The sequence below is a fragment of the Mucilaginibacter sp. genome (assembly GCF_039935595.1).
Lineage (GTDB): Bacteria > Bacteroidota > Bacteroidia > Sphingobacteriales > Sphingobacteriaceae > Mucilaginibacter.
The window spans coordinates 1-14,638 of sequence record NZ_JBDTJZ010000212.1 but is presented as its reverse complement, the minus strand read 5'-3'; the positions used below and the strand labels follow the sequence as shown (position 1 = coordinate 14,638).

Sequence of the window (14,638 nt, the reverse complement as noted above, 5' to 3'; positions counted from 1 at the left end):
AATAACATAAAAGAGAGACCAAATTTGGTCTCTCTTTTATGTTATTGAATTTTCAGATATACTGAAACGGTGCAAAGCATGGCCAAAGGAGAGATTTTTTAAAGCATACCGGGTATTTAATGCTTTTTACTTTTGCTTTTTAGCGCAGCGATATCACCCAGATCTTTTTGCCTTCCCGTGGTTTCCTTATTTTTAATAAAATCACTGATATTAATAAAATTCACATTTAACCCATCAACTTCACCGTTTATTTTATTGGGATATGCATCATCAAACTCAACACCCGAAATATTATTTAAAATGTCTATTCGTAATGGCGGGTAACCTAATTGAGTAACATAATCTTCTTTCAAAAAATCTGGTTCTGTAAGTCCGAGCGCACCAAATCCAAACTCATTCAATACAATCACCATTTTTTTTGCGTTTTCTTTACTTGGTTTTATCCAAATATCTAAATCGCCGGTGTGGCGGGGCCTGCCATGAAATGCAAGGGCGTGTGCTCCTATTATCAAATAATCTACACTGTGCTTATTCAGAAGTTCAATAAAATCTACAAAATCGGGTTCAAACATTAATTTTTTCTTTGACTAATCACCTTTTCCATCTTTTCAGGGAAATACCCGTTAACCCAGGTAAAATAATTCCGTCTTAACCGACAAACTTCAGCAAGCCTCTCTGAAGGAGATTTGTCCAACCAAAATGACACATCGAGCGTATCCTCGTCATCCATTTTTACCTGGTTAACCACAATTTCTATCTTCCTTTGCATTTTCATATTACTACAGGTAGTTATATACTGTTTAATCAAAAATACTAAAAAATTAACAGCTCCTGAATAGCGCGGGTTGTTAAATGTCCACTTTAGTACATTTATCTATTGGTTTCCCTCTTTCACCGACATTTTACCGTCGCTTACCTAAAAGCCCTGTGTGTGCAAGCGTTTATATATCATTTTTGGTGTATAAATCACACACAATGGAAACACTTTTAGCCAAATCAATTTTAATATTGCTTGCTAAGTTTTTAACTACAGCACTGTTGGCTGTACAAATGGTAGGGCATTTAGTTAAATAGTATGGGTTTATTAACTAAATATGATATTATTTAAGCGTTTTATAGCGAAAAATCCAATTATGTAAACCATTTTTGTACTATGGCAAAACAACCTATTATCACCGTAAAAAACCTGGTAAAAAATTATGGCGATTTTAACGCTGTAAAAGACATCAGCTTTGAAGTTTACGAGGGCGAAATATTTGGCCTGCTTGGCCCTAACGGCGCCGGGAAAACTACCACCCTTGAAATTATTGAGACCCTGCGCGATAAAACCTCGGGCCATATAACTGTTGATGGATTTGATATAGAAGCGGATGCCGATAGCATAAAAAAGCGCATAGGAGTACAGCTACAAGCCGCAGGCTATTATCCTAACCTAAACCTGTCAGAATTGATTGTTCTATTTTGCGGGTTATATGGTATTGACAAAACCCCAATGGAGATGTTGGAGAAGGTAGCGTTAACCGATAAAGCCAAAGCTAAATACAAGGAGCTTTCGGGCGGGCAAAAGCAGCGTTTCTCTATAGCTACCACACTTATAAATAACCCGCGTATAGTTTTTTTGGATGAGCCTACCACCGGTCTTGATCCGCAGGCGCGCCGTAACCTATGGGACCTGATACGCGAGATACGCGACAATGGCACTACCGTAGTTATTACCACACATTATATGGATGAGGCCGAAGTACTATGCGACCGTGTGGCATTTGTTGATGGTGGCCGCATTATAGGTATTGATACGCCCGACAATTTTATTGATAAACTGGTAGAATCGGGCTTTGAGCGTAAAAAAGAAGTTAAAATGGCCAACCTGGAAGATGTGTTTATTAATATGACAGGTAAGGAATGGCGAGAAGGATAGTCAGTTTGCAGTTGACAGTTTGCAGTTAAAATGATTTAATGACCTAATGACACAATGACCAATGACAACAAACAAACCATACAGTAATACCCGCGCTACACTGGCTATTGCCAAAGCAAGTTTTCGTTCTATAGTCCGCAGCCCTTCGGCGGTGGTATTTAGTTTATTGTTCCCGCTGATATTTATATTGGTGTTTGGCTTTATTGGCGGCGGCGGCATTACTGTTGACGTGGGCGTAGCCAAAACCAATGATACCCTGAGCCCGGTTTATCAGGCATTAAAAAATGTAAAAGTTATCCACCTAATTACCAATATGAGCGATGCTGAAATGGCGAAGAGTTTGGAGAAGGGAAGTATAGATGCTATTATTGATGTGCAAAAAAATCAATCAAAGCCGCCTTATACGGTAAATGTGCATTACACCAAAGCCTCAACCGAAAAGGGCAATATATTTAAAACAATATTGAACAACATACTTAGCGGTATAAACACGTTTGGACACCCGGCTCCGCCCCCTGCCGTAGCCGAACTTAAGGAAACCACTGTACAGGGCCGCGAGTATAAAACCATTGATTTTATTTTGCCTGGTCAGTTGGGCTTCTCGTTGTTAAGCACAGGCGTTTTTGGTACCGCCTTTGTGTTTTTAAGCCTGCGTATAACCTTGGTTATCAAACGCTTTTTTGCAACACCGGTTAAACGTTATAGTATAGTTTTGGGCGAGGCGCTTGCCCGTATTGTATTTGCTTTAATAGGTGCCATATTTATCATTTGTATAGGACATTTCTTCTTTGGCTTTACGCTCGTGCATGGGCTGGTCACGGTGCTTAATATGCTTGTCCTCTCCTTTATAGGTGTAGTAGTATTTATGGGCTTCGGTTTTGTGGTATCGGGTATAGCCAAAAATGAAAGCACGGTACCGCCGATAGCTAATATTATTACGTTGCCGCAGTTTTTATTGTCAGGTACATTCTTTTCTATAAACGCTTTCCCCGGTTGGTTGCAGCCAATAAGTCGTGCTTTACCGTTAACTTATTTAAACGATGCTTTACGTAAAGTAGCTTTTGAAGGGGCAGGTTTATTTGATGTAGGTCACCAGCTTTTAATATTGGGTATATGGGGTATTATAGTATATGCCGCAGCTGTAAAACTGTTTAAATGGGAGTAGTTACAGATGGCAGGACTACCAGCGTTGAATTGTAAGATTAAATTTTTGTTAATAATAAAGTAATTTCTTACTTAATTTAATTGAAATTGTATATTTGAATATTGTAGCGTGTAAAAATTACACTAAGCATTTTAAAACAATCTTACAAAAACAATACAATGAGTATAATAATTGATGTTCATGCCCGCCAGATACTTGATTCGCGCGGAAACCCTACCATTGAGGTAGATGTATTAACCGAAAATGGCTTCCTGGGCCGTGCCGCAGTACCGTCTGGCGCGTCAACAGGGGTACACGAGGCCGTTGAATTACGTGATAATGATAAAGCCGTTTATATGGGTAAAGGTGTATTAAAAGCCGTTGCCAACGTAAATGATGTTATAGCAAAAGAACTACAAGGCGTTGATGTATTTGATCAAAATAGCATCGATAAAATAATGATTGATCTTGATGGTACATCAAACAAAGGCAACTTAGGAGCTAACGCTATATTAGGCGTATCGCTTGCTGCTGCCAAAGCTGCCGCGCAGGAGAGCCGCCAGCCTTTATACCGTTATATTGGCGGTGTAAACGCTAATACCCTGCCTATCCCGATGATGAATATTGTGAACGGTGGTTCGCACTCTGACGCGCCTATAGCGTTCCAGGAGTTTATGATCATGCCGGTTGGCGCTTCATCATTCTCGGAAGCATTACGTTGGGGAACTGAAGTATTTCATAACCTGAAAAAGATATTACATGACCGCGGTCTTTCAACCGCAGTTGGCGACGAAGGTGGTTTTGCACCTACTTTTGAAGGTACCGAAGATGGTGTTGAAACCATTTTAAAAGCGATAGAAAAAGCAGGTTACAAACCGGGTGTTGATATTTGTTTAGCGTTTGATTGCGCCGCGTCTGAGTTTTATAAAGACGGCAAATACGATTATACCAAATTTGAAGGCGATAAAGGCGCTATCCGCACCAGCGAAGAGCAAGCAGAATACCTGGCTTCATTAACACGCAAATACCCTGTTATCTCTATCGAGGATGGTATGGCCGAAGACGATTGGGCAGGCTGGAAAATATTGACCGATAAAATTGGCGATAAAGTACAGTTAGTAGGTGACGATCTTTTCGTGACCAACGTATTGCGCCTGCAAAGGGGTATTGACGAGGATACAGCCAACTCTATCCTGGTAAAAGTTAACCAGATAGGCTCATTAACCGAAACTATTAACGCGGTAAGCCTGGCACAAACCAATAGCTATACTTCAGTAATGAGTCACCGTAGCGGTGAGACTGAAGATGCTACCATTGCCGACCTTGCCGTAGCCTTAAATTGCGGTCAGATCAAAACCGGTTCGGCTTCACGCTCAGACAGGATAGCTAAATACAACCAATTGCTTCGCATTGAAGAAGAATTGGGCGAAAACGCTAAGTTTATAGGTAAAGCTTTTAAATATTATCCGAAGAAAGGTTAAAGCTGAAAGGCGAAAGCATAAAGGTAAAAGCTCCGAGAGATCGGGGCTTTTTTTATTGGGTTATTTTTTGAAAAGTTAATATTCACTAATTTTAAAGAAAAAATTACCTTGAGCAAAGTCTATCATTATACCACTTTAGAAAAAGCGTTAGAGTACATCCTTCCTACAAAACAGTTAAAGACAAATAGTCTTGACAAAATGAATGATCCAAAAGAAAATCAATTGTGGTCTTTTAGTGGTGGGGGTAAAAGTTTACAGGATATGTATCCTGAAGAATACAGCCATGAAACTCATATAGATCTTCAATATAAACTCGGCCACGAAGTTAAACTGAGTTCACAAATAATATGTTTCGTAAATGAAAAACCCGAAACAGGAGTTTTAAATGAAATGATGTGGGCTCATTATGCTGATAATCATCGCGGAATTTGTTTAGAAATAGACATTGATAAATTCGTAGTTGAAAACAAAGAACAATTAGTTGACTATGTTTTTGAACCTGTCAGCTACGGTTCCTCAGAGAACCCTGTTTTTTGGGCCGATCCACTTTTAGAAAAAAAAGATTGTATTAAAGCTTTTGTGAAAAAGGAGTATAAGAAGCTTTTCTTGCATAAATCTCTTTATTGGGAGCATGAGAATGAAAAAAGGCTATTAATATTTGACCCGGCTCAAAGGTGCCTTTCAATTAATGAATCATTAACTGGACTATATATGGGATTGTCCTTTCCCACTTCATATAGGCCATCAATTGATAATTTAATAGACGAAACAAAAACTAAGATATATGACTTAGTTTTCCAGGGTCATAAAATTGAGTTATGGCAAAGAAAAAAAAATGATTTTCGTCCAATAATCACCAGAAAAATTCTAGACAATTTATAACCTGCACGTCTATTAGGGACTAATTTCTTTTCATTGTCATGCCGAATTTATTTCGGCATCCCACAAGGTGGTCTAATTTGCACATGTCATCCTGAAACAAGTTCAGGATGACACATTAGTTAATCACTCCTTCTTCTTTATCTCCTCTTCTACCGCCTCACACTCCAACTTTTCCTTTTTGATATCAATACGTATCATACCAAACAGGCTCATATACACATTGGCTATCCAAACCAGCGCGAAACCGGCTATGAGGTAGCCCCGCCAATCGGTATACAGCAATTTGTATCCGGTAATGATCAGCATTAATAAGGTTACGTAGTGGCTAAAGCAGTATTCGCAGGTAAACAGGTAAAAAAACTTGCGTGTGGCTATGGTTTTGCCTTCCTTACTGCGTTTTATACAGTATTCGCGGGGTTCTCTAAAAACTTCTTCGTGGGTTACCGTCCAGGCAATACAGGCAACGGGGATGGCTAAAATAAAAAGGTAAAGCGCTTGTAATAAAATATCGGATGTGTTCATAACCATACTGTTGCTACATCAACAAGTTGACACGCATATTGTTGCGTAAATTTTACAAGGTAAATTGTTCGCCATTTGTTGTATTATCCGCTGTAATAAGTAGTTTTACTGTTGATCCCCCTGTAAACCATTAATGATCCTGTTCATGAAAAAAATTTGTTGTGCCGCTTTGTTGGTCGCGTTTATTTGTAATTGTTATGCGCAGGGCGTTAAGCTGGTATTTGATAAAACATCGCCGCAGGCAAACTACGCCGCCCAACGGCTTAGTGCCGCGCTTACGAAAAAAGGCTATACCTTAAAAACGGCAGCACCGGTTTATATAATCACCATTAAACAGGATAATAAACTCGACAAAGAAGCTTACAACGTTACCTCAAAAGGCAAAACTATAACCGTAACCGGCGGCGACGGTACAGGAATGATATACGGCAGCCTTTCTATTGCCGAAGACCTGGGCAACGGCATCGCCCTGCAAAACATAAAAGCGCACGGCGAAAAAGCACACTTTTTATTACGTGCCGTTAAGTACGATATGCCCTGGGATACCTATCGCCACAGCGAAGCACTCGACCAGCACTACGCCACCTGCCGCGATTTGAACTACTGGCGAGCGTTTTTGGATATGATGGTTGATAACCGGCTAAACGCGCTTAGCTTATGGGACCTGCACCCCTTTAACTATATGATCAAAGCCAAAAACTTCCCTGAGGCTACACAGTTTACAGATGCTGAATTGAAAGAGTGGCAAAAGCTGTTTCATGGCATATTTGGCATGGCTAAGGAGCGGGGTATTGATACATATTTGATACCATTTAATATTTTTGTTAGTCCGGCGTTTGCTAAGGCGCACCATACCAACCCGCTTAATTTAGATCATGATTTCTTTTTAAATGGCGATACATCCGAAATTGTAAAACGCTACACCCGCGAAAGCATTACCCAAACCCTGCAGGAATACCCGGAGCTTACCGGTTTGGGTTATACTTTAGGCGAAGGTATGGGCGGCATGACCTCGCAAGGGCGCGAAGACTGGATGCGCGAGGTTTACATGGAAGGTATGCGTTTATCAGGTCGTAAGGTAAAACTGGTTCACCGTATACCATTCTCCAGCACCACAGGCTCATTGGGCATTACCAGCATTGAAACCGAAAAACTAACCCGCAAAGCTATTGAGGCGGATGCCGCAGAACCTTTTATTATCAAGCCTGTATTTGCCGATTTGAAGTATAACTGGTCGCACGCTACCTCAACCACCAAACTGATCAAAGTACATGGCGGTAAATTATATGATACCTATTTTAAACCGGTGCCAACCGATTATAAAGTAACCTGGACGGCCCGTAACGAAGACTTTTTTTGCCTGCGCTGGGGCGTGCCCGATTTTGTGCGCGAACACATCAACGTAAACAGCAAAGACTATGATGGCGGTTATTTTATAGGCTCAGAAAGCTATATTCCGGCTAAGGATTACTTTACCAATCCCAAAATAAAAGTTAACTGGAAGTATGCTTTTGAGCGCCAATGGTTGTACTATAAAATTTGGGGCAGGCTGCTATATAACCCCGAAACACCCAACTCGGTATTTAATGATGAGTTTATCCGCCGATATGGTGCAGCGGGAAAAAACTTGTTGGAAGCATCATCGCTGGCTGGTAAAACGCCTATGCGCATAGCATCGTATTATGATTTTACTTCTGATTTGACCTTGTATAGCGAGGGCGAAATGGCACAGATGGGCAGGGATAAAACATTGAAGTATATTTCTGTTGATGACCAGATAAAACACCCGGTACTTGACCCCGATGCCTATGTATCTATTAGCGATTATATAAAAGGTACCAATTTCGGTAGTAAAATAACCCCGCCCATGCTGGCAGATATGTTACAGGCCGATTGTACAAAAGCTTTGGATTTGGTTAAAAACATCAACACATCAAAAAATACCGCTTTAATGTTTGAGGTGGCTGATATTAAAGCATGGTCCAATTTAGGTTTGAATCTGGCCGAAAAAATACGTGGCGGGGTTGCCCTGCAAACCTATCGTACCAAAGGCGGCGAGGACAATAAACAAAGCGCCATTGCCCATTTAACCAGGGCATTGGATTACTGGAACGAGGTAGTTAAAATTACACGGCCTATATATTTAGACATGCCGCTAACCCACATGATGGATCAAAACGGTAAGACCTGGAAGGAAAATTATTACCAGAAGTTTCACTGGGCGTTAATAACGCCGCAGGTAGCTGCTGATGTTGAGGTGGCTAAAAATGCGAAGGCATTATCAGTTAAATAAAATACAAACCCGTTCCTGTTGGAATGGAGCTTTATTTTATGCCCGACGGTAGGATACTGTTTCTGTTCCTTAACCAATGGTCGGCAATAACCAGGGCAGCCATTGCTTCAACAATAGGTACTGCGCGTGGCACTACGCAGGGATCATGGCGGCCCTTGCCTGATATTTCGGCGGTGTTGCCATCGCTGTCAACAGTGGCCTGGTTATGCATAATGGTGGCAACCGGTTTAAAGGCTACTTTAAATTCAATAGGCATACCATTGCTGATACCGCCTTGTATACCACCTGAAAAATTTGATGTGGTTGTAACCTTACCCTGATCGTCTGATACAAAAATATCGTTATGTTCTGAACCGCGCATTTCGCTACCTGCAAAGCCCGATCCAAATTCAAAACCGTGTACGGCGTTAATGCTTAGCATAGCTTTACCCAATTCGGCATGTAGTTTATCAAATACAGGCTCGCCTAAGCCAACCGGGCAGTTAATGATATGGCAGCTTACTTTACCACCAACGGTGTCGCCTTGCTTGCGGATATCATCAATAAAGTTGATCATTTCCTCGGCTGTGGTAGCGTCAGCGCAGCGTACTATGTTTTTTTCGCGGTCGTCAATAAATTGCTGCGCATTTTTTACTTCAACGGCAGGGGCATTTATTTTACCCACGCTGCTTACATGGGCAACTATCTCAATGCCCTGAGTTTTTAATAAAAGTTTGGCTAAAGCACCTGCAGCCACGCGTGCTGCAGTTTCGCGGGCTGATGACCTGCCCCCACCACGGTGGTCGCGTATGCCATACTTGGTTTGATAGGTATAGTCGGCATGTGATGGACGGAATACATTGGTGTTATGGCTATAATCTTTTGAACGCTGATCTTCATTAGGTATCAGCATCATAATAGGTGTACCCGTAGTTTTGCCCTCAAAAACACCTGACAGTATCCTTACCGTATCGCTCTCTTTACGTTGCGTGGTTATTTTTGATTGACCGGGTTTGCGTTTATCCAGTTCGCCTTGTATATAATCCAAATCAACGGGTAACTGTGCCGGGCAACCGTCAATAATTACACCTATAGCTTCGCCATGCGATTCGCCAAATGTGGTTATCCTAAATAACTGTCCGAATGAATTGCCTGCCATGTTTTGCCCCTCTAAATCTCCCCTAAAGGGGAGACTTGATTAAATTAATTATTATTATTGCCGGTCCTGGTTCCCCCTTTAGGGGGTTAGGGGGCTTATTTCAAATCCCATCTTTTCCAGATCGCTCCAAAAAGCAGGGTATGATTTTTCAACTACTATTGCTTCTTCTACCTCAACTTCCGGTATCAGTAACGCCAACGGTGCAAAGGCCATGGCCATGCGATGATCATCATACGTATTTACAAATAGATGCTGTGGTGTAAATTTTTCGCTGCAATCCAGTTTGTACATTAAATCGTTTTCGATCAATTTAACACCCATTTTACCTAACTCGTTCTGTAATGCTTTAATACGATCAGTTTCTTTGATCTTTAAAGTTTCCAGTCCGGTAAAAGTTGCCTCATGTCCCAAAGCCGCACACACTACAATAATGGTTTGTGCCAGGTCGGGGCATTTTTTTAAGTCGAACAGATCGCGACTAATAGGCTTGCTCTCCTTTTTTAGATACACGCCGCCATCTTTAAACTGCGAGGTGATACCAAAATTTGCCATTATTTCGGTAATAACGCTATCGCCCTGAAGGCTGTATTGTGTTAAGCCTGATAAGAATATTTCAGCCTCATCAGCCAAAGCAGCTATGGCATACCAGTATGACGCCGCGCTCCAATCCGGCTCAACGGGTAAGGTTGTTTCCTTAAACTCCTGCTGTGCAATAGTAATGGTATTACCAGCCCACGTATGTTTAATGCCCGCCTGCTCAAGCATAGCAAGTGTCATTTCTACATAAGGACGTGATGTTAGCTCGCCTTCAATATTTAAGGTTAGACCTAAAGGTAATCGTGCTGCAATAAGCAATAAAGCGGTAATGTACTGGCTACTTATATCGCCTTTAATGCTAATGGTATCAGTAACCTGCTGTAAGTTCCCTTTTATTTTAATAGGAGGGAAGCCGTTATTTTCCTCATAGTCAATAATGGCACCCAACTGGTGCAATGCATTAACCAAAATGCCTATTGGCCTTTGTTTCATGCGTTGGCTGCCGGTTAAAATAACTTCTTCGGGTTGCAAAGTAAAATAGGCGGTTAAAAAACGCATGGCTGTTCCTGCTGGCCCGATATTTACTTCCGGTGTTTCATGGTCATCGCCTGTCAAAATTTTTGAATTTTGACTTTTAACTTTCGACTTCAAAATACCAGCCAGCGTAACCGTGTCGGCGGCATCTGATACATTTTGTACCGTCACCTTGCCTTCGCTTAGCGCTTCAATAATAAGGGCCCGGTTACACTCACTTTTTGAACCGGTGAGGTTAACCGTACCATGCATAGATCTGCCCTTTTTAGTAAGCAGGATATTTTTGCTCATTTCCCTATTAAACGTGAAGTTTATCAGCAGCCTGTCCGGCTACGTCTTTATTCATTACCTCGGTTTGTTTACGGATAGATTCGCTATGGATCAATTCTAATAACTTCTCTGTAAAATCAGGATGTAGTTTTAAAGCCTTACCGTAGTTAACACGCTTGTTTAATATTTCGTCCCAACGATTTATCTGTAAAATGGTAATATTGTTATCTTTTTTGTAGTTGCCAATTTGCTCGGCAATATTCATACGCTCCGCCATTTTCTGGATGATCAGGTCATCAATTTTATCAATGTTATTACGTAACTCGGTTAATTTATCATTTACTTCAGCATCACGGGTTTCCGGTTTGCGTAAAGTTAAACGATCAATAATATCAACTAAAGCCGATGGCGTAACTTGTTGTTTAGCATCTGTCCAGGCAACACTTGGGTCAATGTGCGATTCGATCATCAAACCTTGCATATCCAGATCCAATGCTTTTTGTGATATATAACCTATCAGGTCACGATTGCCCGAAATGTGGCTTGGATCGCAAATTAAAGGAAGATTCGGAGCTAATGTTTTTAAGTGGATAGCAATATCCCACATTGGTTCGTTACGGAAAGCTGTTTTCTCGTATGATGAAAAGCCGCGGTGTATAGCCGCCAGTTTAGTAATACCGGCATTGTTAATACGCTCTAAAGCACCTATCCATAATGACAGATCAGGATTAACCGGGTTTTTAACCATTACAGGTACATCAACACCTTTTAAAGCATCGGCAATTTCCTGTACGGTGAAAGGGTTAACGGTTGACCTTGCGCCCACCCATAAAATATCAACGCCGGCTTTTAAAGCTTCTTCTACGTGTTTACCTGTAGCAACCTCAACAGTGGTAGGTAAACCGGTTTCGGCTTTGGCTCGTTTAAGCCACTCCAAACCAATGCTGCCTATACCTTCAAACTCTCCGGGGCGGGTGCGTGGTTTCCAAATACCGGCGCGTAAAGCAGTTACACGACCAGTATTAGCTAATAAATGTGCGGTGGCTACCAACTGATCTTCAGTTTCGGCGCTGCATGGCCCTGCAATTACAAGAGGTTCTTTACCTGTTTTTATCCAGGTGTTTAAGGGCTGTATGTTTAAATCAAGTTTCATATGCTTTAATGGAATGACTTTATTATATTTCTTATTTAGTTAGTTTTTTAATGTTGATGTATTTTCGGGCGGGTTTTTGCACCTTGGCCAGGTTTAATTTTTTCTCAATGTCGCTATCATCTTCATGGCGCATATATTCGCCCAAAATATTAAAGTTTTGTGTGTATTTAAGGGTCTGTTTTAAAGCAATGTCATATTGTTTAGTATCTTCCCATTCCACATCTACGTAAAAAGTGTATTCATTACGCCTGCCTAAAACAGGCATTGATTGTATTTTGCTCATGTTTACACTCTGGGTAGCAAAAATATTTAACACCTTGGCCAAAGCACCTACCTGGTTACTTACCTGGAATGATAATGATGCTTTATTAGCAGCCGGTTTTTTAACAGCGTTTTCGTGCGTGGTAAGTATCAAAAACCGGGTAAAGTTCTTTTTGTTTGATTCTATCCTGCGCTCCAATATATCCAGACCGTATAAATTGGCGGCTAATGAGTTAGCTATGGCTACAGTATCAGTTAATTGTTCGTCGTGTATGCGTTTGGCACACGCGGCAGTATCGCTACTTTCCACAATTTTTAAGTGAGGGTACTCATCAAAAAAATCAATACACTGGCGTATAGCAATAGGGTGCGAAGTTACGTACTTTATTTTTTCAAACGGTACGCCTGGCAATGCCATTAAATGCAATTGTATAGGCAGGTATATTTCGCCCACTACCGGGAAGTTATAATTAAGCAACAGGCTGTAGTTAGGCAAAATGCTGCCGGCAATGCTGTTCTCAATAGCCATTACTACATAATCAGCTTCTTTTTTCTCTAAAGCTTCAAATGTTTGCTTAAATGAATTGCACTCAATGGTCTCAATATTTTCTCCAAAATATTTAAAGGCTGCTTCTTCGTGAAACGAAGCGCGTATACCCTGTATGGCCACCCTTGGTTTTTCTTTTTTCATCGACATTATTAAAGCAAAAAGTCCCGGCTTATTATGCCGGGACTTTTCAGTTATCTTATATGTTTGTTAGTGCATATTAGTCCCGGCTCTTACTGTTAAAGTAAAAGTAGTAACCATAAAAATATACACTTGTTAACTTCATTGTTTTAATTTTCGATGTAAATGTACAGGTAAAATTTGATTTGTCAATAAAAAAAATAATTTTTTTGAAAATGTTTACTGACTGTTACAAATTAGAAGCAATAATCGATAGTTAGTTATGTGATGTAGCATACTTCCATCTGCGCTTTCGTAACTCTGATACTTTATAAATTATATTTATTTTAATCCCGGGGAATTTTGTTTGAACTAGAAACTGATCTATAAGAAATACAGGGAATTCTAATATAGAATTATTGATAAATTTTATTTCTATAATATTAAATACAGGTGTTCCTTTCGAACTAGCGCTTCCATAAATTGTTATATCGGTTATATCAGATTTATTATAATCTTTTATCTCATCACCAATCCCAAATTGAAAATTATTATTGCCTGAAGACAAATGTAAAAACATATCTTTTGATTTTCGATAATAGCCGACCATCAAAAATAACGTATACGCCATTGCTGTAGTCATTAGAAAATAAAACGGAATTAATATTAATTTGGCTAATAAAGGGGTATGAATGAAAATGAAAACAACACCCATAATTGCGATAAAGAGTCCAAATAGCAATGTGAAAATGAAGCGTAAATAAATTTTTTCTTTACTTATCGTATAATCAAAATTTCCATTTTCAAAATGTTTTCTTGAACCAATATTAATTAAGTGTTTATCAAATTTCTGAAGGTTTAATCTTCCATTAAAGAAATCAGTTACAAAAACGTATACATCCTCAATAGTAGGGGCATGATATTCGTATAAATGACTGTCGTTATCTAAATAATAAAGGCAATATTTTCCGCCAAAGTAAAGCCCAATTTTTAGATAATTAAGATATTCGTCTTGGATAGTAATTGATGGTCCTGTTAATTGGATATCAGTTAAAGTACGTTCGTTATCCCAAGGGAATGTTTTTATAAGTTCAAGAGTTTCTTCTAAAGTTCTTTCTTTTTCATCAGAAAACTCTCCCTTTTCATAAGTGTTGTGTTGTATTTTTGAGATAAATTCAGGCATAAAAAACAAGGCTTGTTTCAAATATAATTAAAACAAGCCTTGTGGGAATATTAATGTTTATTAATTACAAACTGGCGTAATAAGCCAAACTTTCAAACAACTCATCCTTCGTGCAATTATTATCAATTTTAAACTGCCCTATGGCATCTAAAAGGGTGCAGTTTATTTTACCGTTCTGGTTCTTTTTATCTTTAAGCATAATGGTATACAGTTCATCATTATAGCTTTCTTTTAGTTCATAAAGGGGATATAAAGCATTTAATACTTCGGTTATTTCAGCTAATTCTGCCGCGCTTAATTTTGCTTTTTTATGGGATAAATAAGCCTCGCATATCATACCAATAGCTATTGCTTCGCCGTGCGATAATGAGTTATCATCATTTAATAATGAATAAGTCTCCACCGCATGGCCAATGGTATGACCAAAGTTTAATGATTTGCGGATGTTTTTTTCGTGCGGATCTTCTAAAACCACTTTGTTTTTTATACCTACTGATATATAAACCATTTCGGCTGTAGGTTGGCTCAGGTCGCTGCTTTTAAGCAAGTTCCAGTACGCGGCGTCGCATATCAAGCCATGTTTAAGCATTTCGGCTGTGCCCGATAGTATTTGCCTTGCGGGCAGGGTTTTTAAAAACTGGTAGTCAATAAATAC

Annotated in this window: 14 protein-coding genes; 5 read left to right on the top strand and 9 right to left on the bottom strand. The window is 39.8% G+C overall.

Features of this window, described 5'->3' with window-relative positions; all coding sequences use genetic code 11:
* Nucleotides 1-116: 116 nt before the first annotated feature.
* On the bottom strand, nucleotides 117-572 hold the full coding sequence (locus tag ABI367_RS15210; protein WP_462228643.1) for a nucleotidyltransferase: 456 nt from the start codon (nucleotides 570-572) through the stop codon (nucleotides 117-119).
* Nucleotides 572-775, bottom strand: coding sequence for a hypothetical protein (locus ABI367_RS15205; RefSeq protein WP_462228641.1), 204 nt, complete (start codon nucleotides 773-775; stop codon nucleotides 572-574). Before ABI367_RS15205 ends, ABI367_RS15210 begins: the two co-directional genes overlap by 1 nt.
* 378 nt (nucleotides 776-1,153) lie before the next feature.
* Between ABI367_RS15205 and ABI367_RS15200 the strand changes: the two genes are divergently transcribed.
* The 4 genes from ABI367_RS15200 (at nucleotide 1,154) to ABI367_RS15185 (ending at nucleotide 5,425) form a co-directional block, all read left to right on the top strand.
* On the top strand, nucleotides 1,154-1,918 hold the full coding sequence (locus tag ABI367_RS15200) for an ABC transporter ATP-binding protein (RefSeq protein WP_462228639.1): 765 nt from the start codon (nucleotides 1,154-1,156) through the stop codon (nucleotides 1,916-1,918).
* 61 nt (nucleotides 1,919-1,979) lie between these two features.
* On the top strand, nucleotides 1,980-3,083 hold the full coding sequence (locus ABI367_RS15195) for an ABC transporter permease (RefSeq protein WP_462228637.1): 1,104 nt from the start codon (nucleotides 1,980-1,982) through the stop codon (nucleotides 3,081-3,083).
* 158 nt (nucleotides 3,084-3,241) lie between these two features.
* A complete protein-coding gene (gene eno / locus ABI367_RS15190) occupies nucleotides 3,242-4,543 on the top strand; it encodes a phosphopyruvate hydratase (RefSeq protein ID WP_462228635.1) in 1,302 nt (433 codons plus the stop codon).
* A gap of 108 nt (nucleotides 4,544-4,651) precedes the next feature.
* On the top strand, nucleotides 4,652-5,425 hold the full coding sequence (locus ABI367_RS15185; protein ID WP_462258099.1) for a DUF2971 domain-containing protein: 774 nt from the start codon (nucleotides 4,652-4,654) through the stop codon (nucleotides 5,423-5,425).
* A gap of 123 nt (nucleotides 5,426-5,548) precedes the next feature.
* Here the strand turns inward: ABI367_RS15185 and ABI367_RS15180 are convergent, their stop codons facing one another.
* Entirely contained in the window at nucleotides 5,549-5,947 is a 399-nt protein-coding gene (locus ABI367_RS15180) for a hypothetical protein (protein WP_462228631.1), read from the bottom strand.
* A gap of 145 nt (nucleotides 5,948-6,092) precedes the next feature.
* On the opposite strand from ABI367_RS15180, the gene ABI367_RS15175 reads away from it, so the two are divergent.
* Nucleotides 6,093-8,240, top strand: a complete 2,148-nt coding sequence (locus ABI367_RS15175) for a glycoside hydrolase family 20 zincin-like fold domain-containing protein (protein ID WP_462228630.1) — start codon at nucleotides 6,093-6,095, stop codon at nucleotides 8,238-8,240.
* 31 nt (nucleotides 8,241-8,271) lie between these two features.
* Here the strand turns inward: ABI367_RS15175 and aroC are convergent, their stop codons facing one another.
* The 6 genes from aroC to ABI367_RS15145 form a co-directional block, all read right to left on the bottom strand.
* Nucleotides 8,272-9,378 carry a chorismate synthase gene (gene aroC / locus ABI367_RS15170; protein WP_462228628.1) on the bottom strand — a complete coding sequence of 369 codons (1,107 nt, stop codon included), beginning with the start codon at nucleotides 9,376-9,378 and terminating at the stop codon, nucleotides 8,272-8,274.
* Between the two features lie 78 nt (nucleotides 9,379-9,456).
* Nucleotides 9,457-10,740, bottom strand: coding sequence for a 3-phosphoshikimate 1-carboxyvinyltransferase (gene aroA / locus ABI367_RS15165; protein ID WP_462228626.1), 1,284 nt, complete (start codon nucleotides 10,738-10,740; stop codon nucleotides 9,457-9,459).
* Between the two features lie 7 nt (nucleotides 10,741-10,747).
* Nucleotides 10,748-11,872 (bottom strand): chorismate mutase, encoded by a 1,125-nt coding sequence (locus ABI367_RS15160; RefSeq protein WP_462228624.1) that lies wholly within the window; start codon nucleotides 11,870-11,872, stop codon nucleotides 10,748-10,750.
* A 31-nt stretch (nucleotides 11,873-11,903) separates the two neighbouring features.
* Nucleotides 11,904-12,824, bottom strand: coding sequence for a prephenate dehydratase (locus tag ABI367_RS15155; protein ID WP_462228622.1), 921 nt, complete (start codon nucleotides 12,822-12,824; stop codon nucleotides 11,904-11,906).
* 253 nt (nucleotides 12,825-13,077) lie between these two features.
* On the bottom strand, nucleotides 13,078-14,004 hold the full coding sequence (locus ABI367_RS15150) for a hypothetical protein (protein WP_462228620.1): 927 nt from the start codon (nucleotides 14,002-14,004) through the stop codon (nucleotides 13,078-13,080).
* A gap of 43 nt (nucleotides 14,005-14,047) precedes the next feature.
* Nucleotides 14,048-14,638: 3-dehydroquinate synthase (locus tag ABI367_RS15145; protein ID WP_462228618.1), on the bottom strand; the 591-nt coding region annotated here is incomplete at its 5' end.

Excerpts from the sequence above, each read along its gene's own strand:
- ABI367_RS15210 (WP_462228643.1), bottom strand. The coding sequence starts at position 572 with ATGTTTGAACCCGATTTTGTAGATTTTATTGAACTTCTGAATAAGCAC.
- ABI367_RS15205 (WP_462228641.1), bottom strand. The coding sequence starts at position 775 with ATGAAAATGCAAAGGAAGATAGAAATTGTGGTTAACCAGGTAAAAATG.
- ABI367_RS15200 (WP_462228639.1), top strand. The coding sequence starts at position 1,154 with ATGGCAAAACAACCTATTATCACCGTAAAAAACCTGGTAAAAAATTAT.
- ABI367_RS15195 (WP_462228637.1), top strand. The coding sequence starts at position 1,980 with ATGACAACAAACAAACCATACAGTAATACCCGCGCTACACTGGCTATT.
- eno (WP_462228635.1), top strand. The coding sequence starts at position 3,242 with ATGAGTATAATAATTGATGTTCATGCCCGCCAGATACTTGATTCGCGC.
- ABI367_RS15180 (WP_462228631.1), bottom strand. The coding sequence starts at position 5,947 with ATGAACACATCCGATATTTTATTACAAGCGCTTTACCTTTTTATTTTA.
- ABI367_RS15175 (WP_462228630.1), top strand. The coding sequence starts at position 6,093 with ATGAAAAAAATTTGTTGTGCCGCTTTGTTGGTCGCGTTTATTTGTAAT.
- aroC (WP_462228628.1), bottom strand. The coding sequence starts at position 9,378 with ATGGCAGGCAATTCATTCGGACAGTTATTTAGGATAACCACATTTGGC.
- aroA (WP_462228626.1), bottom strand. The coding sequence starts at position 10,740 with ATGAGCAAAAATATCCTGCTTACTAAAAAGGGCAGATCTATGCATGGT.
- ABI367_RS15160 (WP_462228624.1), bottom strand. The coding sequence starts at position 11,872 with ATGAAACTTGATTTAAACATACAGCCCTTAAACACCTGGATAAAAACA.
- ABI367_RS15155 (WP_462228622.1), bottom strand. The coding sequence starts at position 12,824 with ATGAAAAAAGAAAAACCAAGGGTGGCCATACAGGGTATACGCGCTTCG.